27 protein-coding genes are annotated in these 26,406 nt (G+C 70.1%); 14 read left to right on the top strand and 13 right to left on the bottom strand.

Annotated elements, in window-relative coordinates:
- The first annotated feature begins 23 nt into the window (after nt 1–23).
- From AC068Z_RS00435 to AC068Z_RS00405, 7 genes are all read left to right on the top strand, one after another.
- Complete coding sequence (locus AC068Z_RS00435) at nt 24–572, top strand: F0F1 ATP synthase subunit B (protein WP_451719802.1); 549 nt, start codon at nt 24–26, stop codon at nt 570–572.
- Nucleotides 569–1,384 carry a F0F1 ATP synthase subunit delta gene (locus AC068Z_RS00430; RefSeq protein ID WP_478550897.1) on the top strand — a complete coding sequence of 272 codons (816 nt, stop codon included), beginning with the start codon at nt 569–571 and terminating at the stop codon, nt 1,382–1,384. The genes AC068Z_RS00435 and AC068Z_RS00430 overlap by 4 nt, the downstream gene beginning before the upstream one ends.
- 126 nt (nt 1,385–1,510) lie before the next feature.
- Entirely contained in the window at nt 1,511–3,118 is a 1,608-nt protein-coding gene (gene atpA, locus AC068Z_RS00425) for a F0F1 ATP synthase subunit alpha (protein ID WP_478550895.1), read from the top strand.
- A gap of 21 nt (nt 3,119–3,139) precedes the next feature.
- On the top strand, nt 3,140–4,057 hold the full coding sequence (locus AC068Z_RS00420) for a F0F1 ATP synthase subunit gamma (RefSeq protein WP_451719793.1): 918 nt from the start codon (nt 3,140–3,142) through the stop codon (nt 4,055–4,057).
- Nucleotides 4,057–5,493, top strand: a complete 1,437-nt coding sequence (gene atpD / locus AC068Z_RS00415) for a F0F1 ATP synthase subunit beta (protein ID WP_451719790.1) — start codon at nt 4,057–4,059, stop codon at nt 5,491–5,493. Before AC068Z_RS00420 ends, atpD begins: the two co-directional genes overlap by 1 nt.
- A 112-nt stretch (nt 5,494–5,605) precedes the next feature.
- Nucleotides 5,606–5,980: a F0F1 ATP synthase subunit epsilon gene (locus AC068Z_RS00410; RefSeq protein WP_478550893.1), complete on the top strand. Its 375-nt coding sequence runs from the start codon at nt 5,606–5,608 to the stop codon at nt 5,978–5,980.
- Nucleotides 5,981–6,131: 151 nt separating this feature from the next.
- Nucleotides 6,132–6,578 (top strand): DUF2550 domain-containing protein, encoded by a 447-nt coding sequence (locus AC068Z_RS00405; RefSeq protein ID WP_315886266.1) that lies wholly within the window; start codon nt 6,132–6,134, stop codon nt 6,576–6,578.
- Nucleotides 6,579–6,588: 10 nt separating this feature from the next.
- On the opposite strand, the gene AC068Z_RS00400 is transcribed toward AC068Z_RS00405, so the two are convergent.
- The 3 genes from AC068Z_RS00400 to AC068Z_RS00390 all read right to left on the bottom strand — a co-directional run bounded on the left by AC068Z_RS00400 (nt 6,589) and on the right by AC068Z_RS00390 (nt 10,364).
- On the bottom strand, nt 6,589–8,415 hold the full coding sequence (locus tag AC068Z_RS00400; protein WP_478550891.1) for a glycosyl hydrolase family 18 protein: 1,827 nt from the start codon (nt 8,413–8,415) through the stop codon (nt 6,589–6,591).
- 126 nt (nt 8,416–8,541) lie between these two features.
- Nucleotides 8,542–9,183: a response regulator gene (locus AC068Z_RS00395; protein ID WP_478550889.1), complete on the bottom strand. Its 642-nt coding sequence runs from the start codon at nt 9,181–9,183 to the stop codon at nt 8,542–8,544.
- A complete protein-coding gene (locus tag AC068Z_RS00390; protein ID WP_478550887.1) occupies nt 9,180–10,364 on the bottom strand; it encodes a sensor histidine kinase in 1,185 nt (394 codons plus the stop codon). The genes AC068Z_RS00395 and AC068Z_RS00390 overlap by 4 nt, the downstream gene beginning before the upstream one ends.
- A 152-nt stretch (nt 10,365–10,516) precedes the next feature.
- Here AC068Z_RS00390 and AC068Z_RS00385 point away from each other — a divergent pair, with 152 nt between their 5' ends.
- Nucleotides 10,517–11,140, top strand: coding sequence for a hypothetical protein (locus tag AC068Z_RS00385; protein ID WP_478550885.1), 624 nt, complete (start codon nt 10,517–10,519; stop codon nt 11,138–11,140).
- Here the strand turns inward: AC068Z_RS00385 and AC068Z_RS00380 are convergent.
- From AC068Z_RS00380 to AC068Z_RS00370, 3 genes are read right to left on the bottom strand one after another with little or no spacing between them, the layout of a single operon-like run.
- On the bottom strand, nt 11,057–11,629 hold the full coding sequence (locus tag AC068Z_RS00380) for a cob(I)yrinic acid a,c-diamide adenosyltransferase (RefSeq protein ID WP_478550884.1): 573 nt from the start codon (nt 11,627–11,629) through the stop codon (nt 11,057–11,059). The genes AC068Z_RS00385 and AC068Z_RS00380 overlap by 84 nt on opposite strands.
- Nucleotides 11,630–11,642: 13 nt before the next feature.
- Complete coding sequence (locus AC068Z_RS00375; protein WP_478550883.1) at nt 11,643–12,392, bottom strand: ABC transporter permease; 750 nt, start codon at nt 12,390–12,392, stop codon at nt 11,643–11,645.
- Between the two features lie 7 nt (nt 12,393–12,399).
- Nucleotides 12,400–13,182, bottom strand: coding sequence for an ATP-binding cassette domain-containing protein (locus tag AC068Z_RS00370; RefSeq protein WP_478550881.1), 783 nt, complete (start codon nt 13,180–13,182; stop codon nt 12,400–12,402).
- Between the two features lie 79 nt (nt 13,183–13,261).
- On the opposite strand from AC068Z_RS00370, the gene AC068Z_RS00365 reads away from it, so the two are divergent.
- The 4 genes from AC068Z_RS00365 to AC068Z_RS00350 all read left to right on the top strand — a co-directional run bounded on the left by AC068Z_RS00365 (nt 13,262) and on the right by AC068Z_RS00350 (nt 18,153).
- Entirely contained in the window at nt 13,262–13,903 is a 642-nt protein-coding gene (locus AC068Z_RS00365; protein ID WP_478550879.1) for a TetR/AcrR family transcriptional regulator, read from the top strand.
- Nucleotides 13,904–14,029: 126 nt separating this feature from the next.
- A complete protein-coding gene (locus AC068Z_RS00360; RefSeq protein ID WP_478550877.1) occupies nt 14,030–14,878 on the top strand; it encodes a 3-hydroxyacyl-CoA dehydrogenase family protein in 849 nt (282 codons plus the stop codon).
- A 157-nt stretch (nt 14,879–15,035) separates the two neighbouring features.
- Nucleotides 15,036–15,359 carry an STAS domain-containing protein gene (locus AC068Z_RS00355; RefSeq protein WP_478550875.1) on the top strand — a complete coding sequence of 108 codons (324 nt, stop codon included), beginning with the start codon at nt 15,036–15,038 and terminating at the stop codon, nt 15,357–15,359.
- Nucleotides 15,360–15,612: 253 nt separating this feature from the next.
- The gene (locus tag AC068Z_RS00350) at nt 15,613–18,153 is read left to right on the top strand and encodes an ATP-binding protein (RefSeq protein WP_478550873.1); all 2,541 of its coding nucleotides are present in this window, start codon (nt 15,613–15,615) and stop codon (nt 18,151–18,153) included.
- Between the two features lie 87 nt (nt 18,154–18,240).
- Here the strand turns inward: AC068Z_RS00350 and nucS are convergent, their stop codons facing one another.
- Complete coding sequence (gene nucS, locus AC068Z_RS00345; protein ID WP_478550872.1) at nt 18,241–18,912, bottom strand: endonuclease NucS; 672 nt, start codon at nt 18,910–18,912, stop codon at nt 18,241–18,243.
- Nucleotides 18,913–19,155: 243 nt separating this feature from the next.
- On the opposite strand from nucS, the gene AC068Z_RS00340 reads away from it, so the two are divergent.
- On the top strand, nt 19,156–19,548 hold the full coding sequence (locus tag AC068Z_RS00340; RefSeq protein ID WP_015657788.1) for an SCO5389 family protein: 393 nt from the start codon (nt 19,156–19,158) through the stop codon (nt 19,546–19,548).
- Between the two features lie 105 nt (nt 19,549–19,653).
- On the opposite strand, the gene AC068Z_RS00335 is transcribed toward AC068Z_RS00340, so the two are convergent.
- The gene (locus AC068Z_RS00335; protein ID WP_478550870.1) at nt 19,654–20,682 is read right to left on the bottom strand and encodes an LLM class flavin-dependent oxidoreductase; all 1,029 of its coding nucleotides are present in this window, start codon (nt 20,680–20,682) and stop codon (nt 19,654–19,656) included.
- Nucleotides 20,683–20,905: 223 nt separating this feature from the next.
- Here AC068Z_RS00335 and AC068Z_RS00330 point away from each other — a divergent pair, with 223 nt between their 5' ends.
- Nucleotides 20,906–21,247: an ATP/GTP-binding protein gene (locus AC068Z_RS00330; RefSeq protein ID WP_478550868.1), complete on the top strand. Its 342-nt coding sequence runs from the start codon at nt 20,906–20,908 to the stop codon at nt 21,245–21,247.
- 3 nt (nt 21,248–21,250) lie between these two features.
- Here AC068Z_RS00330 and AC068Z_RS00325 read toward each other — a convergent pair whose 3' ends face one another.
- The 5 genes from AC068Z_RS00325 to AC068Z_RS00305 form a co-directional block, all read right to left on the bottom strand.
- On the bottom strand, nt 21,251–22,123 hold the full coding sequence (locus AC068Z_RS00325; RefSeq protein ID WP_478550866.1) for an ABC transporter permease: 873 nt from the start codon (nt 22,121–22,123) through the stop codon (nt 21,251–21,253).
- The gene (locus AC068Z_RS00320) at nt 22,120–23,358 is read right to left on the bottom strand and encodes an ABC transporter ATP-binding protein (RefSeq protein ID WP_478550864.1); all 1,239 of its coding nucleotides are present in this window, start codon (nt 23,356–23,358) and stop codon (nt 22,120–22,122) included. Before AC068Z_RS00320 ends, AC068Z_RS00325 begins: the two co-directional genes overlap by 4 nt.
- A gap of 179 nt (nt 23,359–23,537) precedes the next feature.
- Nucleotides 23,538–24,308: an ABC transporter permease gene (locus AC068Z_RS00315; RefSeq protein ID WP_478550862.1), complete on the bottom strand. Its 771-nt coding sequence runs from the start codon at nt 24,306–24,308 to the stop codon at nt 23,538–23,540.
- Nucleotides 24,309–24,311: 3 nt separating this feature from the next.
- Complete coding sequence (locus AC068Z_RS00310; RefSeq protein WP_478550860.1) at nt 24,312–25,271, bottom strand: ABC transporter ATP-binding protein; 960 nt, start codon at nt 25,269–25,271, stop codon at nt 24,312–24,314.
- 85 nt (nt 25,272–25,356) lie between these two features.
- Nucleotides 25,357–26,292: a cellulose-binding protein gene (locus AC068Z_RS00305; RefSeq protein ID WP_478550858.1), complete on the bottom strand. Its 936-nt coding sequence runs from the start codon at nt 26,290–26,292 to the stop codon at nt 25,357–25,359.
- Nucleotides 26,293–26,406: the final 114 nt, after the last annotated feature.

Below are 26,406 nucleotides of genomic sequence, written 5' to 3'. Positions count from 1 at the left end.
ACGAATCGACGAAAGGCACTGATGTGATCGCCAACCTGGTACAGCTGGCGGCCGAGGAAGAGCAGAACCCGCTCGTTCCGCCCGGCCCCGAGCTGCTCGTCGGCACCATCGCCTTCGCCATCGTGTTCTTCTTCTTCTGGAAGAAGCTGCTTCCGAACATCAACAAGGTTCTGGAGGAGCGCCGCGCGGCGATCGAAGGCGGTATCGAAGAGGCCGAGGCCATGAAGGTCGAGGCCCAGAGCGTCCTTGAGCAGTACAAGGCACAGCTCGCCGAGGCCCGGCACGAGGCCGCGCGTCTGCGCCAGGAGGCGCAGGAGCAGGGTGCCGCGCTCATCGCCGAGATGCGTGCGGAAGGCCAGCGGCAGCGCGAGGAGATCGTCGCCGCCGGTCACGCCCAGATCGAGGCCGACCGCAAGGCCGCCGCGTCCGCGCTCCGTGGGGACGTCGGCAAGCTCGCCACCGACCTGGCCGGCAAGCTCGTCGGCGAGTCCCTCGAGGACCACGCCCGCCAGAGCCGTGTCATCGACCGCTTCCTCGACGAGCTCGAGGAGAAGGCCGAGGCCACGCGATGAACGGAGCGAGCCGCGAGGCCCTGGCAGCCGGACGTGAGCGTCTCGACGCGCTGACGGACTCGACGTCCGTGGACGCGGCGCAGCTCGCCGACGAGCTGGCGGCCGTCACCGCGCTGCTCGACCGCGAGGTGTCGCTGCGTCGGGTCCTCACCGACCCGGCGCAGGCCGGTGAGGCCAAGGCCGAGCTGGCCCAGCGGCTGCTCGGCGGCCAGGTCGGCGGCGAGACCGTGGACCTGCTGGCCGGTCTGGTGCGCGCCCGCTGGTCGCAGTCCCGCGACCTGGTGGACGCCCTGGAGCAGCTGGCGAACACCGCCGACCTCACCGCCGCGCAGAAGGCGGGCACGCTCGACAACGTCGAGGACGAGCTGTTCCGGTTCGGCCGGATCGTCTCTTCCAGCACCGAGCTGCGGGCCGCGCTGACCAACCGCTCGGCGAGCAAGGCGGCCAAGAGCGAGCTGCTGCGCAGCCTGCTCGGTGGCCGGGCCACCGCCGTCACCGAGCGTCTGGTGACGCGCCTTGTGACCGCGCCGCGTGGACGTAGCCTGGAGACGGGCCTCGAGTCCCTGTCCAAGCTCGCCGCCGAGCGCCGGGACCGGATGGTCGCCGTGGTCACCTCTGCGGTGCCGCTGAGCGACGGCCAGAAGCAGCGCCTCGGCGCCGCGCTGGCGAAGCTCTACGGCCGCCAGATGCACCTCAACCTCGACGTGGACCCCGAGGTCCTCGGCGGGATCCGGGTGCAGGTCGGTGACGAGGTCATCAACGGCTCCCTCGCCGACCGCATCGAGGACGCCGGCCGCCGACTGGCGAGCTGAGCAGCAACTTCATAGCAGTACGTACTTACGACGGCCCTGGTTGGGCCGTACATGAAGAATCCTGGGGGTCGCCCCCAGACCCCCAAAGTGAAACTTCGGGCCCAACAAGGAGAGCAGGGAACCCAGATGGCGGAGCTCACGATCCGGCCGGAGGAGATCCGGGACGCACTGGAGACCTTCGTCCAGTCGTACAAGCCGGACGCGGCCTCGCGCGAGGAGGTCGGTACGGTCACCCTTGCCGGCGACGGCATCGCGAAGGTCGAGGGTCTTCCCTCGGCCATGGCCAACGAACTGCTGAAGTTCGAGGACGGCACCCTCGGCCTCGCGCTCAACCTGGAAGAGCGCGAGATCGGCGCCATCGTCCTCGGTGAGTTCAGCGGCATCGAGGAGGGGCAGCCGGTGCAGCGCACCGGTGAGGTTCTCTCCGTGGCCGTCGGCGAGGGCTACCTCGGCCGTGTCGTCGACCCCCTCGGCAACCCGATCGACGGTCTCGGCGAGATCGAGACGTCCGGGCGCCGCGCCCTGGAGCTGCAGGCCCCCACGGTCATGCAGCGCAAGTCGGTGCACGAGCCGATGGAGACCGGCTACAAGGCCGTCGACGCGATGACCCCGATCGGCCGTGGCCAGCGTCAGCTGATCATCGGTGACCGCCAGACCGGCAAGACCGCCCTGGCCGTCGACACGATCATCAACCAGCGCGACAACTGGCGCACCGGCGACCCGAACAAGCAGGTCCGCTGCATCTACGTCGCCATCGGTCAGAAGGGCTCGACGATCGCGTCGGTCCGCCGCGCGCTGGAGGAGAACGGCGCGCTGGAGTACACGACCATCGTCGCCGCCCCGGCGTCCGACCCGGCCGGCTTCAAGTACCTGGCGCCGTACACCGGTTCGGCCATCGGTCAGCAGTGGATGTACGAGGGCAAGCACGTCCTCATCATCTTCGACGACCTCTCGAAGCAGGCCGACGCCTACCGCGCCGTGTCGCTGCTGCTGCGCCGCCCGCCGGGCCGTGAGGCCTACCCGGGTGACGTCTTCTACCTGCACTCCCGTCTGCTGGAGCGCTGCGCGAAGCTCTCCGACGACATGGGCGCCGGCTCGATGACCGGTCTGCCGATCGTCGAGACCAAGGCCAACGACGTCTCGGCGTTCATCCCGACCAACGTCATCTCCATCACCGACGGCCAGTGCTTCCTGGAGTCGGACCTGTTCAACGCCGGTCAGCGCCCCGCGCTGAACGTCGGTATCTCCGTCTCCCGAGTCGGTGGTTCCGCGCAGCACAAGGCGATGAAGCAGGTTTCCGGCCGTCTCCGCGTGGACCTCGCCCAGTTCCGTGAGCTGGAGGCGTTCGCCGCCTTCGGTTCCGACCTGGACGCCGCGTCGAAGGCCCAGCTGGAGCGCGGTCAGCGCATGGTCGAGCTGCTGAAGCAGGCTCAGTACCAGCCGATGTCCACCGAGGACCAGGTCGTCTCCGTGTGGGCCGGTACCACCGGCAAGATGGACGACGTGCCGGTCGCGGACATCCGCCGCTTCGAGAAGGAGCTGCTGGAGTACCTGCACCGCAAGGAGCAGGGCCTCATGACCTCCATCAAGGAGGGCGGCAAGCTGTCCGACGACACGCTGACGGCCGTGGCCGACGCGATCACGGACTTCAAGAAGCAGTTCGAGACGTCGGAAGGCAAGCTTCTCGGCGAAGAGGCCCCGGCCGCCCCGAAGGCGACCAGCGCCTCCAAGTGACGTAAGGAAGGGACCTGACTCATGGGAGCCCAGCTCCGGGTCTACAAGCGTCGCATCCGATCCGTCACCGCGACCAAGAAGATCACGAAGGCGATGGAGATGATCGCCGCCTCGCGCGTCGTCAAGGCGCAGCGCAAGGTGGCGGCCTCCACGCCCTACGCGACCGAGCTCACCCGCGCGGTCACGGCGGTCGGCACCGGCTCGAACACCAAGCACCCGCTGACCACGCAGGCCGAGACGGTCACGCGGTCCGCGGTGCTGCTCCTGACGAGCGACCGCGGTCTGGCCGGCGCCTTCAACTCCAACGCCATCAAGGCGGCGGAGCTGCTGACGGAGCGCCTGGAGCGCGAGGGCAAGCAGGTCGACGTCTACATCGTCGGCCGGCGTGGTCTGGCGCACTACAACTTCCGTGAGCGCAAGGTCTCGGAGTCGTGGACCGGGTTCACGGACGAGCCGTCGTACGCGGACGCCAAGAAGGTCGCGGCACCGCTCATCGAGGCCATCGAGAAGGACACGGCCGAGGGCGGCGTGGACGAGCTCCACATCGTCTTCACCGAGTTCGTCTCGATGATGACGCAGACGGCGCTCGACGACCGTCTGCTGCCGCTCAGCCTCGACGAGGTCGCGGCGGAGGCCGCCCCCAAGGGCGAGATCCTCCCGCTGTACGACTTCGAGCCGTCGGCGGAGGACGTCCTCGACGCCCTGCTGCCGCGCTACGTGGAGAGCCGTATCTACAACGCGCTCCTCCAGTCGGCCGCCTCCAAGCACGCCGCCACGCGGCGCGCGATGAAGTCGGCGACCGACAACGCCGGAGAGCTCATCGAGAACCTCTCCCGGCTTGCCAACGCGGCCCGCCAGGCCGAAATCACCCAGGAAATCAGCGAGATCGTCGGTGGCTCCGCAGCCCTGGCCGACGCGAGCGCGGGGAGTGACAGGTAATGACGACGACAGTTGAGACGGCCGCTGCCACGGGCCGCGTCGCCCGGGTCATCGGCCCGGTCGTCGACGTGGAATTCCCCGTCGACGCGATGCCCGACATCTACAACGCCCTGCACGTCGAGGTGGCCGACCCGGCCAACGCCGGCGAGAAGAAGATCCTGACCCTGGAGGTCGCCCAGCACCTGGGTGACGGCCTGGTCCGGACGATCTCGATGCAGCCCACCGACGGTCTGGTCCGCCAGGCCCCGGTGACCGACACGGGTGCCTCCATCACGGTGCCGGTCGGCGACTTCACCAAGGGCAAGGTGTTCAACACCCTCGGTGAGGTGCTGAACGTCGACGAGTCCTACGACGGCGAGCGCTGGGGCATCCACCGCAAGGCGCCGAACTTCGACGAGCTCGAGTCGAAGACCGAGATGTTCGAGACCGGCGTCAAGGTCATCGACCTTCTCACCCCGTACGTCAAGGGTGGAAAGATCGGTCTGTTCGGCGGTGCCGGCGTCGGCAAGACGGTGCTCATCCAGGAGATGATCTACCGCGTCGCCAACAACCACGACGGTGTGTCGGTGTTCGCCGGTGTCGGTGAGCGCACCCGTGAGGGCAACGACCTCATCGAGGAGATGTCGGACTCCGGCGTCATCGACAAGACCGCGCTGGTCTTCGGCCAGATGGACGAGCCCCCGGGCACCCGTCTGCGCGTGGCCCTCGCCGGTCTGACCATGGCGGAGTACTTCCGCGATGTGCAGAAGCAGGACGTGCTGTTCTTCATCGACAACATCTTCCGCTTCACCCAGGCCGGTTCCGAGGTGTCGACCCTGCTCGGCCGTATGCCCTCCGCGGTGGGCTACCAGCCGAACCTGGCCGACGAGATGGGTCTCCTCCAGGAGCGCATCACCTCGACCCGTGGTCACTCGATCACCTCGATGCAGGCGATCTACGTCCCCGCGGACGACCTGACCGACCCGGCCCCGGCCACCACCTTCGCCCACCTCGACGCGACGACGGTTCTCTCCCGTCCGATCTCCGAGAAGGGCATCTACCCGGCCGTGGACCCGCTGGACTCCACGTCCCGCATCCTGGACCCGCGCTACATCGCGCAGGACCACTACGACGCCGCCATGCGCGTCAAGACGATCCTGCAGAAGTACAAGGACCTCCAGGACATCATCGCGATCCTCGGTATCGACGAGCTCGGCGAGGAGGACAAGCTCGTCGTCCACCGTGCCCGTCGCGTGGAGCGCTTCCTGTCCCAGAACACCCACGTCGCCAAGCAGTTCACCGGCGTCGACGGGTCGGACGTCCCGCTGGACGAGTCGATCGCGGCCTTCAACGCGATCTGTGACGGCGAGTACGACCACTTCCCGGAGCAGGCGTTCTTCATGTGCGGTGGCCTCGAGGACCTCAAGGCCAACGCCAAGGAGCTGGGCGTCTCCTGAGCCACGTGCTCTTGGTGAGGGGGCGGGGCACGTCCCGCCCCCTCACGCACGCCCACTAGACTTGTAACCAACACCCGGCACAACCGCCGGGTGGTGACCCGAGGAGCCTCCCTTGGCTGCTGAGCTGCACGTCGCGCTGGTCGCCGCCGACCGAGAGGTCTGGTCCGGCCAGGCCACCCTGGTCGTCGCGCGCACCACGTCCGGCGACATCGGCGTCATGCCCGGTCACCAGCCGCTGCTCGGTGTGCTGGAGTCGGGCCCGGTGACCATCCGTACGAGTGAAGGTGCAACGGTCGTCGCCGCGGTGCACGGCGGTTTCATCTCGTTCGCGGACAACAAGCTGTCGCTGCTGGCCGAGATCGCCGAGCTGTCGGACGAGATCGACGTCCAGCGCGCGGAGCGCGAGCTGGAGCGTGCGAAGGCGGAGGGCGACGCCGCCGCCGAGCGTCGCGCCGACGTCCGCCTGCGTGCCGCGGCGGCCCGCTAGATTCAGCGGGGTCGCGCCACGCGATGACGTCACTCAGCCGCGGCTGGAACCGGAGCGATCCGGGGCCGGCCGCGGCTGAGGCAGATATGGATGTTTTTTCCGTTCCGTTACCTGATCTGAAGGTACCTAGGAGACGAGGAGGTCGGTGTCGATGGTCCTCGCTCTGACTGTGTGCGGAATCGTCGTGGCCCTTGTGGTGCTCGGGCTGTTCGTCTTCGGGCTGCGCCGCAGACTCATCCAGCGCTCCGGCGGCACCTTCGACTGCTCCCTGCGCTGGGACACTCCCGAGAAGACCGACACCAGCGGCAAGGGCTGGTCCTACGGCGTCGCCCGCTACAACGGCGACCGCATCGAGTGGTACCGCGTCTTCTCCTACGCCTACCGCCCGCGCCGCGTTCTGGAGCGCGCCGCCATCGAGGTCGCCGGACGCCGGCTGCCCGAGGGCGAGGAGGAGCTGGCGCTGCTGTCCGACGCCGTCATCCTGACCTGTCTGCACCGGGGCACGCGGCTCGAGCTCGCGATGAGCGAAGACGCGCTGACCGGGTTTCTCGCGTGGCTTGAGGCAGCCCCGCCCGGTCAGCGCGTCAATGTCGCCTAGCTGAAGGTGCTTACTTCAGCCCGTTGCTGATGGCGCTCACCAGCTCACCGTTGCTGGTGTCGCCGCTGAACTCCCAGAAGAAGGCACCGCCCAGGCCCTGGCTCTTGGCCCAGCTCATCTTGGTGCCGATGGTGGCCGGGGTGTCGTAGGACCACCAGTTGCTGCCGCAGTGGGCGTACGCCGTGCCGCCGACGGTTCCGGTGGCGGGGCAGGAGTTCTTGAGGATCTTGTAGTCCTCGATGCCCGCCTCGTAGGTGCCGGTCGCCGGGCCGGTCGCCGTGCCGCCGGGGGCGGACTGGGTGACGCCGGTCCAGCCGCGGCCGTAGAAGCCGATGCCGAGCAGGAGCTTGCTCGCCGGGACGCCCTTGGCCTTGAGCTTGGCGATGGCGGCCGCGGAGTTGAAGCCGTCCTTCGGGATGCCGCTGTACGACGTGAGCGGGGAGTGCGGGGCCGTCGGGCCGGTCTTGTCCCAGGCGCCGAAGTAGTCGTACGTCATCACGTTGTACCAGTCGAGGTACTGGGCGGCGCCGCCGTAGTCGGCCGCGTCGATCTTGCCGCCGGAGGAGCCGTCGGCGGTGATGGCCGCGGTGATGAGGTAGTTCGAGCCGAACTCGGCGCGCAGTGCCTGGGAGAGGTTCTTGAAGGCCGCCGGGCCCGAGGTGTCACAGGTCAGACCACAGGCGTTCGGGTACTCCCAGTCGATGTCGATGCCGTCGAAGACATCGGCCCAGCGCGGGTCCTCGACCACGGCCTTGCAGGACTTGGCGAACGCGGCCGCGTTCTGCGCGGCCTGGCCGAAGCCGCCGGAGTAGGTCCAGCCGCCGAAGGAGTACAGCACCTTGATGTGCGGGTACTTGGCCTTCAGCTGACGCAGCTGGTTGAAGTTGCCGCGCAGCGGCTGGTCCCAGGTGTCGGCGGTGCCGCTGACCGACTGGTCGGCGGTGTAGGCCTTGTCGTAGGCGGCGTAGGTGTCATCGACGGTGCACTGACCGTTCTTGACGTTGCCGAACGCGTAGTTGATGTGCGTGATCTTCGACGCGGAGCCGGAGGAGACCAGGTTCTTGACGTGGTAGTTGCGGCCGTAGACGCCCCACTCGGTGAAGTAGCCGAGGTTGACCTTGGAGCCGGGCTCCGGGTCGGGGTCGGTGCCGCCGCCGGTGGTGCGGACCGCGACCGCGCCGCTGACCGGTCCGGTCTGGTCGGCGGTGTCCCGGGCCTGCACGGTGTAGGAGTAGTCCGTGCCTGCGGTCAGACCGGTGTCCGTGTACGACGTGGTCGTCACCGTCGCGACCTTGGTGCCGCCGCGCAGGACGTCGTAGTTCTTGATGCCCTTGTCGTCGGTGGCCGCGCTCCAGGAGAGCTTCACCGAGGTGTCGGTGACGCCGGAGGCGGTCGGGGTGCCCGGCGCGGAGGGAGCCGCGTCGCCGGGGACCGAGCCGCCGTCACAACTGCCGCCGTTGAGCTTGCAGTTGGCCGGGGAGCCGGAGCCGGTGCCGTTGAACCCGAAGGAGACGGAGGCGCCGGGGGCGAGGGTGCCGTTCCAGGACTTGTTCTTGGCGGTCCAGTGGGTGCCGGAGGAGCTGAAGTCGGCGTCCCAGCCGGAGCCGACGGAGGTGCCGGAGGGGAAGTCCCACTCGACGGCCCAGGAGGTGAGGGTCGTGGTGCCGGTGTTCTTCACCGTCCACTTGCCCTCGAAGCCGGAGCCCCAGTCCTGGGTCTTGACGTAGGTGGCGGTGGCCTCGGTGGCCGCCTGGGCGGGGCTCGCGAGGCCGACCAGGCCGGCGAAGGGGAGCAACAGGGTCGCGAACCCTGCCGCGGCTCTGTGTCTGAAGCGCATGCTGCGCCTCCCTTTTCTGAAAGGGGTGTTGGGGCGGGACTGAGCCTTCTCGCCCACGGTGCCGCGAGAATAGAAAGGTCTGGACCACAGGTCAATAGGTCCAGACCACTTTGGTGAGCGGTAACGCTAGATCCCCAACTCCTGCGCCAGCACCGCCGCTTGGACCCGGCTGCGCAGCTCCAGCTTCCCCAGCAACCGGCTGACGTGCGTCTTCACCGTCGCCTCCGCCATCTCCAGGCGGGCCGCGATGTCCGCGTTGGACAGCCCCTCGCCGAGACAGGACAGCACCTCGCGCTCCCGCCGGGTCAGCGATTCGAGCACCGCCGGATCGGTTTTCGGCTCGCGCACGGGTCCGGCGGCGAACTCGGCGATCAGCCGCCGGGTGACGGCCGGGGCGACGACACCCTCGCCGCGCGCCACCGTCCGTACGGCCTCCAGGAGATCCCGGGCGTCGGTGTTCTTCAGCAGGAACCCGGACGCGCCCGCCCGGAGCGCGCCGAACACGTACTCGTCGAGGTCGAACGTCGTCAGCACGAGCACGTCCGCGAGCTGTTCCCCGACCACCGTCCGGGTCGCCGACACCCCGTCCAGACGCGGCATCTGTACGTCCATCAGCACCAGGTCGGGGCGCAGCTCGCGGGCCAGCGCCACCGCCTGCTCGCCGTCCGCCGCCTCGCCGACCACCTCGATGTCGGGCGCGCTGCGCAGGATCAGGACCAGTCCGGCGCGAACGGCGGACTGGTCCTCGGCGACGAGGACGCGGATCATTCTCGGTCTCCTTCGGTCACGGGAAGCGTGGCACGCACGGCCCAGATCCTGCCCTCCGCCGAGGTCTCCGGGGCCGCCTCGAAGCCGCCCTCCAGCAGCGCGGCCCGCTCCCGCATCCCGACCAGACCGGCTCCGGAACCGGGGGCGCGAGGGCCGTCATGGTCGCCGTAGGGGCTGGTGATCGTCACGTCGAGGACGCCGTCGCGCTGGGCGAGGGTGACCGTGACCCGGCCGGGGGAGGCGTGCTTGAGGGCGTTGGTGAGGGACTCCTGGACGATGCGGTAGGCGGCGAGTTCGACGGGGGCGGGGAGCTTGCCGTGCTCGGTGTCGAGACGGACGTCGAGGCCGTTGGTGCGGGCGCTCTCCACGAGCGCGCCGAGTCCGTCGAGCGTGGGGGCCGCCGCCGGTTCCAGGTCGCCGCTGCTGTCGCGCAGGATGCCGATGAGCCGGCGCATCTCGGCGAGTCCCTCGACGCTGTTCTCCCGGATCACCGTGAGGGCCTCCTGGGAGGTCTTCGGGTCGTCCAGGGAGAGCGCGGCGGTGGAGTGGATGGCGATGGCGGAGAGGTGGTTGGCGACCATGTCGTGCAGTTCGCGGGCCATCCGGGCGCGTTCGGCGGTGACCGCCTGGGCGCGGTCCATCTCCGCGAGCAGCGCGGTCTGTTCGGCGTGCAGCCGGGCGGCCTCGGCGGCGTCCCGGTGGTTGCGGACGATCCAGCCGGTGGCGGCCGGGGTGAAGGCGATGATCCCGGTGACCACGCCGATCAGCAGCGCCTCCGGCTCCTGCCAGACCGCGACGGGCACCACCGTGCCGACCACCGTCAGCAGACCGGTGATCCGTGGCACCCGGCGCGCGGTGGCGGGCGGGCCGTACAGGACGGCCGCGTAGATCAGGTCCGTGAACATCACGACCGTCGCCAGGTTGCCCTGGGTGAGGGTGTCCGCGACGATCGCGACCGTTCCGACGATCAGGCCGGTCCGGGGGCGGGTGCGGCGCAGCAGCTCGCAGGCGGCCATGACGGTGAGCGGCACCAGGACCGGCCAGCGGCCCTCCCAGAGCACGATCGGGTCGTCGGAGGGGCGGGTGCCGAGCCCGACGCCCCAGATGAGCAGCCCGCCGAGCAGCCCGGCGAACGCGATCCGGACGTCGTCGCGGTGCGGGCGGGGGAGCGGTACGGCCATGGATCCATCCAACACGGCCCGCGGCCTCGCCGCCTGATCCCGGGGAAGGGTCCCGTACTGCATCTTTCGATGTACCGCCGGTTCGTCACCGCCGACGACGAAAGCCGCGCCGCGCGCCGGGAGCCTGGAAGGGTGACCGAGAGGAGCGTGTCGTGATCGTCGGACTGATCATCGCCTGTGAGGTCGGCTTCTGGGTGCTGCTGGCGGCGGGTCTCGCCTTCCGCTACCCGCTGCGGATGCCGCGCACCGGGCTCGCCCTGCTGCTGTGCGAGCCGTTGCTGGAGGTGGTGCTGCTGGTCGCCACCGCGGTGGACCTGAAGAACGGCGCCGACCCGAGCTGGAAGCACGGCCTCGCCGCGCTGTACATCGGCTACACGGTCGGCCACGGGCATCGCACGGTGAAGTGGCTCGACGGTCACGCCGCCCACCGCTTCGGCGGCGCCGGGCGGCCGGTGGGCCCGCCCCGCTACGGCATGGCCCGGGCCCGCCACGAGGGCAAGGTGTGGCTGGGCAGTGTCACGGCCGCCGCCGTCGCGAGTGTGCTGCTGCTGATCGCCATGTGGTACGTCGACGACCCGAGCCGCACGGGCTCCCTGGAGAGCTGGATCTTCATCGCCTGGCGGGCGGCCGGCATCCACGGCCTGATCGCGCTGTCCTACGCGATCTGGCCGAAGAAGGCGCCGTCCGGGAGGTCAGCGCTCCCCGCCGGGGACCCAGAGCACGTCCCCGACCGCCTGGTTGGCCGTACGCGCGAGAATGAAGAGCAGATCCGATAGCCGGTTGAGGTAGGTCGCGGTGAGCGGGTTCATGACCTCGCCGTGGACCTCCATCGCGGCCCACGTCGACCGCTCCGCCCGGCGCACGACCGTGCAGGCCTGGTGGAGCAGGGCCGCGCCCGGGGTGCCGCCGGGCAGGATGAAGGACCGCAGCTTCTCCAGCCGCTCGTTGAAGCGGTCGCAGTCGGCCTCCAGCTTGTCGATGTAGAACTGCTCGACCCGCAGCGGCGGGAACTCGGGGTTCTCCACCACCGGCGTCGACAGGTCCGCGCCCACGTCGAACAGGTCGTTCTGCACGCGGGTGAGGACCTTCACGACCTCCTCGTCCAGGCCGCCGAGCGCGATCGCCGTCCCGATCACGGCGTTCGCCTCATTGGTGTCGGCGTACGCCGAGATCCGCAGATCGGTCTTGGCGACCCGGCTCATGTCCCCGAGCGCCGTGGTGCCGCGGTCGCCGGTCCTGGTGTAGATGCGCGTCAGATTGACCATGAGGCCAGCGTAGTTACGCTCCGGCGGTTCGGAACACGCGTGTGCCGACCGTCACGGCCAGGGCGGCGAAAGCGCCCGCGACCAGGACGCCGTAGAGCATGTGCTGCGTGGCGTACGCACCGACGTAGGCGTCGCGCACCGCGTCCACGAGATAGCGGAACGGGACGAAGTGGGACAGGTCGTCCAGCCACGCCGGCCCCAGTGTCATCGGCAGCATCAGGCCCGACAGCAGCATCATCGGCATCGTCATGGCGTTGACCGCGGGGCCGAACTCCTGCGGGGTACGGACCTTCAGGGCGAGCGCGTACGACAGCGAGGCCAGCGACACCGTCAGCAGCGCGACGAACGCGAAGCCGATCAGCACGCCGGGCAGGGGCGCCCGCAGCCCCATCACCAGCGCGGCCAGCACCAGCAGCACCGCCTGGAAGACGAACACGGTGGCGTCGCGCAGGACGCGTCCGAGCAGCAGGGCGAGCCGGCTGACGGGGGTCACGCGCATGCGCTCCAGCACGCCCTGGCCCGACTCGATGATGACCGCGAAGCCCGCGAACGACGCCCCGAACAGGCCCAGTTGGAGCAGCAGCCCGGGCACGAGCACCTGCCAGGAACTGCCCCGCGCGCCCAGCGGCAGATCGGTGAGCAGCGGTCCGAAGAAGAGCAGGTACAGCAACGGCATCAGCACGCCGAAGAGCAGCGCGAACCGGGAGCGCAGGGACTGGCGGAGGTACCGGCCGTAGATGAGCGCGGTGTCGTGAAGGAGCATCGGTTTCCTATACGGCTACGGGGGCGGCGTCGGCCGGGGCGGGACCGCGGCCGGTGACGGCGAGGAAGGTGTCCTGGAGGGAGGCGTCGATCGAGCCGCCGTACTTCAGCTTCAGGGCGCTCGGGGTGCCCTCGGCCACGACCACGCCCTGGTCGACGACGACCAGCCGGTCGGCGAGGGCGTCGGCCTCGTCGAGGTAGTGCGTGGTCAGGAGGACGGTCGTGCCGTGCTCGTCGCGCAGCCGCCGCACCAGCTCCCACAGGTCGGCCCGGCTCGCGGGGTCGAGGCCGGTCGTCGGTTCGTCGAGGAACAGCACCTTCGGCCGGTGGGTGAGGGCCATCGCGATGTCGAGACGGCGCCGCTGACCGCCGGAGGGCGCGCCGCACTTGCGGTCGAGCAGTTCCGTGAGGCCGAGATCGCGGGCGAGTTCGGCGGCACGCCGGGCCGCCCGGTCCTTCGTCAGCCGGTACAGGCGTCCCTGGGTGACCAGTTCCTCGCGCACCGAGATCTGCGGGTCGACTCCGCCCGACTGGGCCACGTAACCGCACGCCCGGCGCACCCCCGCGGGGTCGGTCGCGAGGTCGTGCCCGGCCACGGTGGCGGCGCCGCCGGTGGGTCTCAGGAGGGTGGTGAGCATCCGCAGGGTGGTCGTCTTCCCGGCGCCGTTGGGTCCGAGGAACCCGAGGATCTCCCCTTCGCGGACGGTGAGGTCGACCCCGCGGACGGCTTCCACCGTGCCGGTCTTCGTCCGGAAGGTACGGGCCAGCGAGGCCGTACTGATGATGGGCATGGCCCAAGAAAAACAGAGTCTCTTAAAGTTTGCAATGACCCCAAAATTTAAGTGAGCCCATCGAAGCTAGGATGGCGGCATGGCGGAAGGGCTCAGGGAGCGGAAGAAGCGCGAGACGAGACAGCGGATCTCGGACATCGCCACCGGGCTGTTCCTGGAGCACGGCTTCGTGACCGTGACCATCGCGGAGGTGGCGGAGGCCGCCGACGTCTCCGTGAACACCGTCTACAACTACTTCCCGGCCAAGGAGGACCTGTTCTTCGACCGGTCCGCCGGAGTCGTCGAGCAGCTCTCGCGCTGGGTGCGCGGACGGGACGTGGGGGAGTCGGCCGCCCGCGCCGTACTGCGCGAACTGCGCGCCGAGGCCGAGGCGGTCTCGCCGCGGATCGGCCTCATGGAGGGGTACGACCGCTTCATGCGCGTCATCCACGAGGCGCCGACGCTGCGGTCCCGGCTGTGGAGTCTCCAGCAGGAGATCAACGACCACCTCGAAGCCACCCTGCGCGCGGAGGTCCGCGCCTCCGACGCCGACCGGCTCCCCGGACTGGTCGCCGGTCAGATCGCCTGGACCCATCACACCGTCTTCGTCTCCGTCGGCCGCGAGATGCTCAAGGGGCGCAATCCGGACGAAGTGTCACGCGAAGTGCTCGTCCTTCTCGACGACATCGAGGACCTGTTGGGCGAGATGGTGCTCAACTACGCCGTCCGTGGCGCGGAATGACCCCTGCCGGTGTGATGTCCGTCAGATGAGACGTGACTCGCGTTACTAACCGGTCACACAGCGCCTCACGAACGCTAGGGTCCGGCCGAGAGGCAACGTAAACAGCGTGTAATGGGGAGTCGCACAGTGGCACGGAAGCTTGCCGTCATCGGCGCCGGCTTGATGGGTTCCGGCATCGCCCAGGTCTCCGCTCAGGCGGGCTGGGACGTCGTTCTGCGCGACGTCACCGAAGAGGCCCTGAAGCGGGGCACCGACGGCATCAAGGCCTCGTACGACAAGTTCGTCGGCAAGGGCAAGCTCGAGGCGCACGACGCCGACTCCGCCCTCGGCCGGATCACCGCCACCACCGACCTGGACGCCTGCGCCGACGCCGACATCGTCGTCGAGGCCGTCTTCGAGAAGCTCGAGGTCAAGCACGAGATCTTCCGCGCGCTCGACAAGATCGTGCGGGACGACGCGGTGCTCGCCTCCAACACCTCCGCGATCCCGATCACCAAGATCGCGGCCGTGACGGAGCGTCCCGAACGGGTCGTCGGCACGCACTTCTTCTCGCCGGTGCCGATGATGCAGCTGTGCGAGCTGGTGCGCGGCTACAAGACCAGCGACGAAACCCTGGCCACCGCGCGGGAGTTCGCCGAATCCGTCGGCAAGACCTGCATCGTCGTGAACCGCGACGTCGCCGGCTTCGTCACCACCCGCCTGATCTCCGCCCTCGTCGTCGAGGCCGCCAAGCTCTACGAGTCGGGCGTCGCGACCGCCGAGGACATCGACCTCGCCTGCAAGCTGGGCTTCGGCCACGCCATGGGCCCGCTCGCCACGGCGGACCTCACCGGTGTCGACATCCTGCTGCACGCCACCAGCAACATCTACACCGAGTCCCAGGACGAGAAGTTCGCTCCGCCGGAGCTGATGCGCCGGATGGTTGACGCCGGTGACATCGGCCGCAAGAGCGGGCAGGGCTTCTACAAGCACTGAGCCACTGAAACCGCACAGGCCCCGGGAGTATCACTCCCCGGGGTGAATTCGGTATCGGTTCGCTTACAGACGGCAACCTCTGACCGCTTCCCGCCGTCAGAGGTTGCATCACCGGACACACATCGCGGAGCACGAGACGCACGCTTAGGGGAGCGCTATGCACATCAAGGGCGACCACGCCGAGCTGGTCGTCGGGGGCCGCCTCGACGTCCGCAGCGCGGCGGACGCCCGTACGGTCCTGCACTCGGCCGTCGACGACGGAGTCGGCGATCTCGTGCTGGACCTGTCCGAGCTGGAATTCTGGGACGCCACCGGACTCGGGGTGATCATGGGGGCGCACCGGCGGGCCGGCCGCTGCGGCAGACGCCTGGTGCTGCGCGCGGTGCCGCCGCAGATGCAGCGCCTGCTGGTGGCCACCCGGCTGCACCGGATCCTCGCCATCGAGGGCGGTATCGGGGTGGAGTCGCTGCCGCGCGTGTGACGACCGGCACGGGAGGGGTTCAGCGGCCGGGACGTTCCGGTCGCGAAGCGCACCTCGCGCACAATCCTCACGAAGCTGTGACGTCTCGGACGGCGCGGTACCCCGGCCTGTCGGAGATACTGTGCGAAGGTTTAGGGTTCGGTCGCCCGCTGCGTGACAACCCTTCGAGCGGGCCCGGACCAGAAGCGACAGCGCGGTGTGCACAACGGCCGGGAGGGGTCAGCACACGACGCTTTTGGGGGGCTTGAAACCTATGGACCCGAACAACCGGGGACCCGAGGAGTACGGCCAGGACGACGGCGCCGACGCGCCGCGCCAGCGCCCGCCCAGGGACCCCCTCACACCCGACTTCGGACAGCACACGCCCGCACTGGCCCGGACCGTCCAGCTCGTCTCGGGCGACTTCCTGCTCACCGTCAATCCGGTCGACGGCAGCGAGATCGAGGCATGCCCGCCCGGCGAACGCCCGACCCGTCCGGCGAAGCTCACCCCGGCCGCCCGCGCCGAGGCCGACCGCGCGGCCAGGCCGCCGGTCCCGCCCGGACCGCCCCAGCCGGAACTGCCCCTGCTGGCCCGCCAGGAGGAGCGCGAACGGCTCGTCCGGCTGCTCGCCCGCGGCCGCTCCGTACGCCTGACCGGTCCCGGCGGTTCCGGCCGTACCAGCCTCCTCGACGTCGTCGCCGAGGACTGCGCGGACCTCGCCCCCGACGGCGTGGTCCGGCTGAACGGCTTCCACCGCACCGCGAGCGACCTGCTCCACGACCTTCTCTACGCCGTCTACGACGCACCCCTGCACCGCCCGGACCGCGACGAACTGCTCGCCTGCGTCCGGGAGATCGGCGCGGTCGTCGTCCTCGACGACATCGAGATCGGCGGCGCCGCCCTCGACGAACTGCTCGACGCCACGCCCGAGTGCGCGTTCCTGATCGCGGCCACCCCCGAGGTGCCCGCACCGTCCGCCGACTCCGCGCTGGAAGAGGTCTTCCTCGGCGGTCTGGAGCGGGCCGACGGACTCGACCTGCTGGAGCGGGCCGTCGGCCGGGCGCTCACCGAGGACGAGGCCAACTGGGCCGGCGACCTGTGGTTCGAGTCCGAGGGCCTGCCGCTGCGCTTCGTCCAGGCCGGCGCCCTGCTGCGCCAGCGCGACCAGCTGCGGGCCGGGGCCGGGGCCGTCGACGAGTACGGCGTCTTCGAGGACTCGCTGCCCCTGGACGCGCCCGTCGACGTGCCGTTCGACGCCGAGGACGGGGTGGAGATACCCCTGCCGGCGCTCGGCGAGGCGGCCGCGCCCGCCCCGCTGCTCGCCTCCCGGCTCAGCGCCTCCGCCCGCGCCGCCCTGCGCATCGCCGTCGCGCTCGGCGGCGAGGTGCCGCACCAGGCCCATCTGCCCGCCCTCGTCGGCGACACCCACGCGGACGCCGCGCTCGGCGAGCTGGCCGCCTGCGGTCTGGTCTCCCCGGTCGGCACCCGCTACCGCCTCGCGGCGGGCGTCCGCACCCAGCTGGCGGCCGCCGGGTACGCCGAGGGCGTCGAGGCCGGCGCCCTGGCCGCCGCCCAGCACTACGCCTGGTGGTCCGGGCACCCCTCGGTCACCCCGGAGCGGGTGTGCGCCGAGGCGGACGCCCTGCTCGCCGCACTGAGCGTGCTGGTGCCGACGTCCACGGCGCCCGAGGAGGGCGAGGAGAACCCGACGGTCCTGCTCGCCCGGACCGCGGCGCCCGCCTTCGCCGCCGGGTTGCACTGGAGCGCCTGGGAGCGGGCCCTGCGGTCCGGCGCCGAGGCCGCCAGGCTCGCCGGGGACGTGGGAGAACAGGCCTATTTCCACCATGAGTTGGGCATCCTCGCGCTCTGCGGCGGACAGTTCGACCGGGCCCGCGCGGAACTGGAGGCCTCCATCGGTCTGCGGGGCGCCCTCGCGGACAAGCGGGGCACCGTCGCGGGCCGACGGGCGCTGGCGCTGGTCGCCGACCGCACCGGGGACACGCCCGGCGTCGGTTTCGTGGCCGGGATCGGCGCCATGGCGGGGGAGGAGGTGCCGGACGCCCGGCACGAGGAGTCGCAGTCGCCGCCCGGTGGCATCCCGGCTCCGTTCCCGCCGCTCCAGCCGCCCGCGAGCGACCCGCCGCTGGTCATCCACCGCACCTCGTCCCCCGGTCCCTCGCGCAAGGCGCGGGGCGGCCTGAAGGGCCTCGCCAAGCGCAACCTCGTCGCGGCCGGCGCGGGGGCGCTGCTGGTGGCGGTGCTCGGCACGGTCGTCACCCTCGGCGCCACGTCCGAGGGCGAGACCGGCACCCCGTCCGACCAAGTGGGCGTCAACCCCTCGGCCAGCCAGGACCCGGGCGACGACAGCCTGGGCGCCGACAAGGCGGACGACGGCGAGGGTTCGGGCGACACCGGCACGGCGACGAGCCGGCCGACGGACCCCGGGCCGGACGGCACCCTCGGCACGTCGGACGACCCGACGCCGACGGACGACCCCGCCGAGCCGTCGGACGACCCGAGCGGCTCGGACGGTCCGGGCGAGGATCCGACCAAGCCGACCACGAAGCCGCCGAGTTCGACGACGAGGCCGCCGTCGACCACCAGGCCGCCGACGTCCTCGACGCCGACTCCGACGCCGAGCGAGACCGAGACGACGCCGACCCCGACTCCGACGCCGACCGAGACGGAGCCGTCCACGACGCCGTCCACCTCGGACTCGGCCAGTGGTCCCGCCACCTCCAGCGCCCCCGCGGAGACGAGCAGTTCCGCGAGCGCGCCGGAGAGCCCCAGCACCTCGGCCGAGGTGATCTGAGGCGCCGCACGGCACACGAAGGCCGGGTCCTTTCCCAGGACCCGGCCTTCGTCGTCGTAGAGGCGTCGTAGGAGAGGGACAGAGAACTCAGAACAGCCGCAGCTTGTCGTCCTCGATGCCCCGCAGCGCGTCGTAGTCGAGCACCGCGCAACCGATTCCCCGGTCCGTCGCGAGGACGCGGGCCTGGGGCTTGATCTCCTGGGCCGCGAAGATGCCGCGGACCGGGGCCAGATGGGGATCGCGGTTCAGCAGCTCCAGGTAGCGCGTGAGCTGCTCCACGCCGTCGATCTCGCCCCGGCGCTTGATCTCCACCGCGACCGTCCGCCCCTCGGCGTCCCGGCACAGGATGTCCACCGGGCCGATGGCCGTCATGTACTCGCGCCGGATCAGCGAGTAGCCCTCGCCCAGCGTTTCGATGCGGTCCGCGAGCAGTTCCTGGAGGTGTGCTTCCACGCCGTCCTTGATCAGGCCCGGATCGACGCCGAGTTCGTGCGAGGAGTCGTGGAGGATCTCCTCCATCGTGATGATGAGCTTCTCGCCCGCCTTGTTGGTGACGGTCCACACGCCGTCCTCGTCACCGGTGCCCTCCTTCAACGAGCACGGCGGGGACATCCAGTTCAGGGGCTTGTAGGCCCGGTCGTCCGCGTGGATGGACACGCTGCCGTCCGCCTTCACCAGGATCAGACGGGGTGCGGACGGGAGGTGGGCGGTGAGCCGGCCCGCGTAGTCGACGGAGCATCGGGCAATGACGAGACGCATGGTCGGCAACGCTACTCGACGGGCTGGTGTGCACGCGATTCGCCCTGGATAAGCCCTGTTCGGTTGTGGCCGATTGTGTGCCCACTGGGAGTTGCCCATGCACGCATTCTTCTGGTGCCGTCACGGTCTGTTGCCTACCGTAGTAAACGGGAGGTCGCGATCCGTGCACGCAGCGTGTTCGGGAAGTGAACTCCCGTCCCTGTCCGGCAACCCCTGTTGTTCGGGGGTGCGAGAGGAGAACTCATGTCGCTCGACGTCTCACCGGCCCTACTGGAACAGGCCGAGCGAGGCGAGGTCGACGAAGCCGCCTTCGTCGACTGCGTCCGGACCTCCCTGCCCTACGCATGGGAGATGATCAGCTCCCTGGTGGCTCAGCTGAAGGTCGACGGTGGAGAGTTCGCCGACAACCAGACGCCCCCGCCGGACGAGCAGGCGCGTGGCCAGCTGCTGCGTGCGCTTGCGAGTGACGCGATACGCGGCGCGCTGCAGCGGCACTTCGGTGTGCGGCTGGCCTTCCAGAACTGCCACCGGGTGGCGGTGTTCCCGTTGGACTCCTCGGTCGACGAGACGCTGGCTCGCTTCACCTCGGTGCGCAACCAGCTGTTGAACCAGTCCCCGGAGCTCCGGGACTGCTGACCCCGTGAGCCGTTTGCTTGCCGCTCCGTACGCGGGAGGTGCATGGAGTACCGGGGCGGCAAGCTTCCGGCAGGGCAGGCCCGGGGCCTGTCGCGGGCCCCTGGTTCAGCCGAGGTGCGGGAGCACCTCGGTGCCCAGCCGGCGTACGTTCTCCTCGGTGGCCGCGAGGTCGCCCGAGCCCTCGACGAGCAGGGCGAAACGGGAGATGCCGGTTCGCTCGCTCGTCGCCGCGAGCCGGTCCGCGCACAGCCGGGGCGTGCCCACCGGGTGCAGCCCGCAGAGCAGTTCGGTGTAGGCCAGGGGGTCCCGCATCGTCCGGTGCCGGCCGTCCACCGTCACATGGGCCTCCAGGCCCTGCTTCAGCCAGCCCGGCATCGCCTTCAAGAGGGTCTCCGCCGCGTCCGTGCGCCGGTCGGCGATCTGGCAGACGCCGGCCGAGACATGGGCCACCGCCCGGATCTCGTCCGGTGTCCGTCCGCTCGCGCGCGCGTGCTCCCGCCACAGGCCGACCATCTCCGCCTTCTCCTCGTCGCCCACATGCATCCCGAGCAGCATCGGCAGCCCGCGCTCGGCGGCGAGCCGCACGCTCTTCGGCGAGGTGCAGGCGACGACGACCTCGGGCCCGGGTGGGCCCGACAGGGACTCCGAGGGCCGTGGGACGACCGGGACCTCACGGAAGGAGAAGCGGTCTCCCGAGGCCGCGACCGACGGTTCGCGCAGCCAGCGCACCAGCAGATCGAGTGATTCCGGGAACCCCGTCTCGTAGGCCTCCAGACCGGAGCCGAAGACCTCCAGGTCGACCCAGGGTCCGCCGCGCCCGACGCCCAGCGAGAAGCGCCCGCCGCTCGTCAGGTGCAGCAGCGCCGCCTGTTCGCCGACGGCGACCGGGTGGGCGGTGGGCAGCACGGTCACGGCGGTGCCGATCCGGATCCGGCGGGTGCGGCCGAGCAGCAGCGCGGCCAGGGTGATCGCCGACGGACAGGTGCCGTACGGCACGAAGTGGTGTTCGGCCAGCCAGACCGAGTCGAGCCCCGCCTCTTCCGCGACCTCGGCCGAGCGGACCGCGCGGTGCAGCGCCTCCCCCTCGCCCTGCCCCGGGAACTGGGCCGCCAACACGAAACTTCCAACGCGCATTGCTTTTTCCTGCTTCCTTGGCTCCGACGCGGAGCTCCCCCACCCGGCATAACCGTCTGACACGTGCCGAGGACACGGCTTGACGAAGGGATTTGCGGATTGTCTGCAGAATGAGTCGCCGCGGCAGGGGACTTGTGGCGTTTGGTGCCCTACGCGTACCCCTGTCCGTGCCGCGTAGGCTGGACACGGCCCCTGCTTCCTGTATAGCCCCGTGAGGTGTCCTGTGTCCCCGCGTCGCAACCGTCCCAAGGCCGGCGGTGCGTCGGCCCCGTCCGGCCGGAGCGCCGAGGACGACCGCTCCGGACGCTACGGCGGCTGGCAGTCCTCGGAGGAGTGGCAGGGCGAGGACTGGAACGTACGGCATGTGGCGGGCGCCAGCGCGCAGGGCAAGTCGTACCGCTGTCCCGGCTGCGACCAGCTGATCCCCGACGGCGTCCCGCACGTCGTGGCCTGGCCCGCCCACGCGGGCGTCGACGACCGCAGGCACTGGCACAAGTCCTGCTGGAACGCGAAGGACCGCCGCACCACACGGGTGCAGCGGTCCCGGAACGCGCCGAAGTTCTAGGTCCTAGACGTCCCGCTTCTCCAGCAGCGCGTACGCGCCGGCGAAGGCGGCCGCCGTCACGCCGAGCATGACCCACAGCGGGTCCCAGCCGGAGGGGCCGGTGTCGGTGAGGGACTGCGTGTAGAAGACGCTGAGCTGGTTCGGGATCGAGTACTCGAACAGGAAGTCGCGCAGGTCCTCCAACGACTCCGAGAACATGAACAGCGCGATCACCAGCGGCGCCAGCACGACGCCGATCATGATGGTGATGGCGCCCGCGGAGTGCCGGATGATCGAGCCGACGACCAGCGAGAGCAGGCCGAGCAGCGCGATGTAGAGCGAGACGCCGACCGTGCCCTTCAGCCACTCGGAGCTGGTCGGCTCCCGGGCGTCGGTCAGCATCGAGACGTCCGCGAGCGCGACCAGCACCGACGAGCACAGGGTCACGGTGAAGGCGAGCGCGAAGAACACGGCCGACTTCGCCGCCAGCACCCGGCCGCGGGTCGGGCACGCGGTCATCGTGGTGCGGATCATGCCGGTGCCGTACTCCGACGCCGTGGTCAGCACGCCCAGCGTGATGACGCACATGATGCCGAGCAGCAGCCCGAAGAAGCCGAAGGACAGCGGGTTCTCGCCCGCCAGCTCGCCCTCGCCGGCGTTGGCGGAGACCAGCGCGGCGGTGGCCAGGCCGATGCCGACGACCAGCACGACGAACACGCCGAGCGTCCACATCGTGGAGCGCACCGACCGGATCTTCGTCCACTCCGAGGCGAGGGCGTGGCCGAGGTGGGTGCGGGTCACCGGGATCGGCGAGGTGTAACCGGGGTGCGAAGCGCCGGGCGCCGGCTGCCAGTTCGGTGCGGCGGTCTGCGGCATCGGGGGCTGCGGGGTGCTCATCGGGCGTCCTCGGGCTTGGTCGTGTCGACTGCGGGAGCGGGGGAGGGGGCGGCGGTGGGAGCGGGAGAGGGGTTGGCGGCCGCCGCGGGGGCCGGCTGCGCGTAGGGGTTGGCGGCCGCCGCGGGGGCGCCGTACGGGCCCTGGGCGGGCTGCGGGGGCTGTCCGGGGGCCCCGGGGGCGCCCTGGGGCATCGCGAACGGCTGACCGCCCTGCTGCGGCGACAAAGGCGCGTACCAGCCCGGCTGGCCCTGCCCCGGCACCGGCATCGGCGGCTGCGCGCCGGGCGGCAGAGGCTGCTGGAGCCCGGCCTTCTGGTCGATGGTCGAGCGGTAGTCGACGGCGCCCTGCGTCATCCGCATGTACGCCTCCTCCAGCGAGGCCTGGTGCGGCGACAGCTCCCACAGCCGTACGTCCGTCTCGTGGGCGATGTCGCTGATGCGCGGCAGGGCGAGGCCCGTCACCCGCAGCGCGCCGTCCTGCTCGGACAGGACGTGCCCGCCCGCCTCGGCCAGCGCCGTGGACAGCTTCTCGCGCAGCTGCGGCTCGGTGTCGGGGGTCCGCACCCGCGCGAAGCCGGCGGAGTTCGCGGCGATGAAGTCCTGCACGCTCATGTCGGCGAGCAGCTGGCCGCGGCCGATGACGATCAGGTGGTCGGCGGTCAGCGCCATCTCGCTCATCAGGTGCGAGGAGACGAAGACCGTACGGCCCTCCGCCGCGAGCGACTTCATCAGGTTGCGCACCCAGAGGATGCCCTCCGGGTCGAGGCCGTTGACCGGCTCGTCGAAGAGCAGCACCTGGGGGTCGCCGAGCAGCGCCGCGGCGATGCCGAGCCGCTGGCCCATACCGAGCGAGAAGCCCTTGGAGCGCCGCCTGGCCACGTCCTGGAGGCCCACGACCCCGAGCACCTCGTCGACCCGGCGGGCCGGGATCCCGGAGAGCTGGGCGAGGCTCAGCAGATGGTTGCGGGCACTGCGGCCGCCGTGCACCGCCTTGGCGTCCAGCAGGGCGCCGACCTGGCGGGGGGCGTTGGGCAGCTTGCGGTACGGGTAGCCACCGATCGTCACCTGCCCCGAGGTGGGGTTGTCCAGGCCGAGGATCATCCGCATCGTCGTCGACTTGCCGGAGCCGTTGGGCCCCAGGAAGCCGGTGACGGCACCGGGCCGCACCTGGAAGGAAAGGTTGTACACAGCGGTCTTGTCGCCGTAGCGCTTGGTCAGGCCGACTGCCTCGATCATGCTCCGCACCCATCGAAAGGTTCAGGACAGCGGGGCACACGCCCCCGTAAGGGTTAGGAGGATATCCGGGCGCTGACGGTTCCCTTCAAGACAGGGCAAAGACAGATTCCTCCAGGCGCCCCTCTTTCTTCACCCTCAGGCGTCCCTCTTCCTCCCTCAGGCGTCCCTTTTCCGCACCCTCACGCGTCCCTCTTCTTCAGCAGCGCGAAGCCGCCCGCGAGTGCCGCGATCACCCACAGCACCATGATCCCGAGACCGCCCCAGGGGCCGTAGGGGGTGTCGTTGTCGACCGGGGTGACCACCTGCATGATCTTGCTGCCGGCCTGGTCGGGCAGATAGCGGCCGATCTTCTTGGTGGCCGGGACATTGCCGAGGATGTTGGAGACCAGGAAGAAGAACGGCATCAGGATGCCCAGCGACAGCATCGGCGAGCGCAGCATCGCGGCGACGCCCATCGAGAACATCGCGATCAGCGTCATGTAGAGACCGCCGCCGATCACCGCCCGCAGCACTCCGTCGTCACCGATGACGGCCTTGTGCTCGCCGAGCATCGCCTGCCCCAGGAAGAAGGTGACGAAGCTGGTGACGAGACCCACCGCGAGCGCCAGCCCGGTCGCCACCGCGATCTTGCTGAACAGGAAGGAGCCGCGCTGCGGCACCGCGGCCAGCGAGGTGCGGATCATGCCGGTGCTGTACTCGTTCGACACCACCAGCACCCCGAACACGATCATCGCGAGCTGGCCGAGGCTCATCCCGGCGAAGCTGATGAAGGTCGGGTCGAAGGAGAGCTGGTCCTCGCGGTCCATGTTGTCGAACTCGTTCTTCGACAGCAGCGAGATCAGCATGCCCAGCGCGACCGTCACCACCACCGCGAGGGACAGCGTCCACACCGTCGACGCCACGGACCGGATCTTCGTCCACTCCGAACGGATGACCTGACTCGTCGCCATCGCTCAGCCCTCCCCGCGCCAGCCGTCGCCCCATGGCTGCCGCTGCCCGGGCGGCGCCTCGGTATGGGCGTGGTACTCCACCGACTCCGCGGTCAGCTGCATGAACGCCTCCTCCAGAGACGCCTGCTGGGGGCTCAGCTCGTGCAGCACGATCTGCTGCTGCGCGGCCAGCTCCCCGATCCGCTCCGACTTCTCCCCGTCCACCTCCAGCGTCCCGCTCCCGGTCTGTACGACGGTCATCCCGGCCCGCTGCAGCACATCGAGCAGCCGCTCGCGCTGCGGGGTGCGGATACGGACGTAGGAGCGCGAGTTCTGCGCGATGAAGTCGGCCATGGAGGTGTCGGCGAGCAGCCGGCCCTGGCCGATGACCACGAGATGGTCCGCGGTGAGCGCCATCTCGCTCATCAGGTGACTGGAGACGAACACCGTCCGGCCTTGCGCGGCCAGCGACTTCATCAGGTTGCGGATCCAGTGGATGCCCTCGGGGTCGAGTCCGTTGACCGGCTCGTCGAACATCAGGATCCGGGGATCGCCGAGCAGCGCGCCCGCGATGCCGAGCCGCTGGCCCATGCCGAGCGAGAAGCCCTTTGCCTTCTTCCGCGCGACCGCCGTCAGACCGACGGTGTCCAGGACCTCGTGCACCCGCGCCTTCGGGATGCCGTTGCTCTGCGCCAGGCAGAGGAGGTGGTTGAAGGCGCTGCGGCCGCCGTGCATGGCCTTCGCGTCCAGCAGGGCCCCGATGTACTTGAGCGGGTCCTTCAGCTGGTCGTAGTGCTTGCCGTCGATCCGGACGTCACCCGCCGTCGGCCGGTCCAGGCCCAGCAGCATGCGCATGGTGGTGGACTTGCCGGCGCCGTTGGGGCCGAGGAACCCGGTCACGATGCCGGGTCTGACGGTGAAGGTGAGATTGTTGACCGCCACCTTCTCGCCGTACCGCTTGGTCAGCCCCTCGAGCTCGATCATGCCGACACGCTAAAACGGGACAAAGCCCTCTGCCACCGGAGTGACAGAGGGCTTCGCAGGTGTTCAGCAGTTGTACGCCGAGGCGTTACCGGGACTGCTGAGCGGGAACCCCGCGGGAGATCGGCTCGTCCTCGGCCGGGGTGCCGGCGGCGGCCACCGCGGCACCGGTGAGGGTGGCCAGCATCTCGCGGACGTTCGTCAGCTGGGCGTTGATCGAGTCGCGGCGGTTGGTCAGCGCCGCGAGCTCGCGCTCGGATTCCGAACGGATGCGGTCGGCCTTGGCGTTGGCGTCGGCGACGATGTCCTCGGCCTGGCGCTGCGCGGTCTCCACGGTCTGGCGGGCGCGGCGCTCGGCGTCCGTGCGCAGCTTCTCGGCCTCCAGGCGCAGCTGCTCCGCGCGGTGCTCGATCTCCGCGAGGCGCTTCTCGGCCTTCTGCTGACGGGAGGCCAGGTCGCGTTCGGACTGCTCGCGGCGCTTGGCCAGGTTGGTCTCGAAGTCGGCGGCGGCCTGCGCGGCCTTGGCCCGGGTCTCCTCGAAGAGGGCGTCCGCCTCCTCGCGCTTGGACTGCGCGTCCTTCTGCGCCTCGGAGCGCAGCTGGGAGGCGTCGCTCTTGGCCTTCTCGACGATCCGGACGCCCTCGTCCTCCGCCTTGGCCTTGCGCTCCGCCGCGAACGATTCTGCGTCGTTGCGGACCTGCTGGGCCGCCGACTCAGCGAGCTCGCGGTGCTGCTCGGCCGCGCGCCGGGCCTCCTCGCGCAGGTCCTTGGCCTCTTCCTCGGCGAGGCGGAGGATCTTCTCGACACGCGCGCCGAGACCGGCGTACGACGGCTCGGCGTCGGTTACCTGGGCCTGGGCGTTCTGCGTCTCGAGGTGGAGCTCCTCGATGCGCTTTTCCAGAGCGGTGATGCGGGCGAGAGCGCTGTCACGGTCGGAGACGAGCTTGGAGATCCGTTCGTCCACCTGAGCGCGGTCGTACCCACGCCGCACAAGCTCGAAGCCGTAGGGGGAAGTGTCGCTCATGGGGTTCCTGTCGAATGAGACCGGTGAGGTGATAGGTGGAATCCTAGGGGCCGAAGCGGTGTGTCATCGAGCGGATACGTGTTTGATCTGGAGAATGACACCCCTTTTGAGTGG

The sequence above is a fragment of the Streptomyces sp. NPDC043726 genome, assembly GCF_056436565.1.
The sequence above is the reverse complement of the archived record's forward strand: the minus strand, read 5'-3'. Positions and strand labels throughout refer to the sequence as shown.

Coding starts and splice junctions, on each gene's coding strand:
- AC068Z_RS00430 (WP_478550897.1), top strand. CDS start 569: ATGAACGGAGCGAGCCGCGAGGCCCTGGCAGCCGGACGTGAGCGTCTC.
- atpA (WP_478550895.1), top strand. CDS start 1,511: ATGGCGGAGCTCACGATCCGGCCGGAGGAGATCCGGGACGCACTGGAG.
- AC068Z_RS00420 (WP_451719793.1), top strand. CDS start 3,140: ATGGGAGCCCAGCTCCGGGTCTACAAGCGTCGCATCCGATCCGTCACC.
- atpD (WP_451719790.1), top strand. CDS start 4,057: ATGACGACGACAGTTGAGACGGCCGCTGCCACGGGCCGCGTCGCCCGG.
- AC068Z_RS00405 (WP_315886266.1), top strand. CDS start 6,132: ATGGTCCTCGCTCTGACTGTGTGCGGAATCGTCGTGGCCCTTGTGGTG.
- AC068Z_RS00400 (WP_478550891.1), bottom strand. CDS start 8,415: ATGCGCTTCAGACACAGAGCCGCGGCAGGGTTCGCGACCCTGTTGCTC.
- AC068Z_RS00395 (WP_478550889.1), bottom strand. CDS start 9,183: ATGATCCGCGTCCTCGTCGCCGAGGACCAGTCCGCCGTTCGCGCCGGA.
- AC068Z_RS00390 (WP_478550887.1), bottom strand. CDS start 10,364: ATGGCCGTACCGCTCCCCCGCCCGCACCGCGACGACGTCCGGATCGCG.
- AC068Z_RS00380 (WP_478550884.1), bottom strand. CDS start 11,629: ATGGTCAATCTGACGCGCATCTACACCAGGACCGGCGACCGCGGCACC.
- AC068Z_RS00375 (WP_478550883.1), bottom strand. CDS start 12,392: ATGCTCCTTCACGACACCGCGCTCATCTACGGCCGGTACCTCCGCCAG.
- AC068Z_RS00370 (WP_478550881.1), bottom strand. CDS start 13,182: ATGCCCATCATCAGTACGGCCTCGCTGGCCCGTACCTTCCGGACGAAG.
- AC068Z_RS00365 (WP_478550879.1), top strand. CDS start 13,262: ATGGCGGAAGGGCTCAGGGAGCGGAAGAAGCGCGAGACGAGACAGCGG.
- AC068Z_RS00355 (WP_478550875.1), top strand. CDS start 15,036: ATGCACATCAAGGGCGACCACGCCGAGCTGGTCGTCGGGGGCCGCCTC.
- AC068Z_RS00350 (WP_478550873.1), top strand. CDS start 15,613: ATGGACCCGAACAACCGGGGACCCGAGGAGTACGGCCAGGACGACGGC.
- nucS (WP_478550872.1), bottom strand. CDS start 18,912: ATGCGTCTCGTCATTGCCCGATGCTCCGTCGACTACGCGGGCCGGCTC.
- AC068Z_RS00340 (WP_015657788.1), top strand. CDS start 19,156: ATGTCGCTCGACGTCTCACCGGCCCTACTGGAACAGGCCGAGCGAGGC.
- AC068Z_RS00335 (WP_478550870.1), bottom strand. CDS start 20,682: ATGCGCGTTGGAAGTTTCGTGTTGGCGGCCCAGTTCCCGGGGCAGGGC.
- AC068Z_RS00325 (WP_478550866.1), bottom strand. CDS start 22,123: ATGAGCACCCCGCAGCCCCCGATGCCGCAGACCGCCGCACCGAACTGG.
- AC068Z_RS00320 (WP_478550864.1), bottom strand. CDS start 23,358: ATGATCGAGGCAGTCGGCCTGACCAAGCGCTACGGCGACAAGACCGCT.
- AC068Z_RS00315 (WP_478550862.1), bottom strand. CDS start 24,308: ATGGCGACGAGTCAGGTCATCCGTTCGGAGTGGACGAAGATCCGGTCC.
- AC068Z_RS00310 (WP_478550860.1), bottom strand. CDS start 25,271: ATGATCGAGCTCGAGGGGCTGACCAAGCGGTACGGCGAGAAGGTGGCG.
- AC068Z_RS00305 (WP_478550858.1), bottom strand. CDS start 26,292: ATGAGCGACACTTCCCCCTACGGCTTCGAGCTTGTGCGGCGTGGGTAC.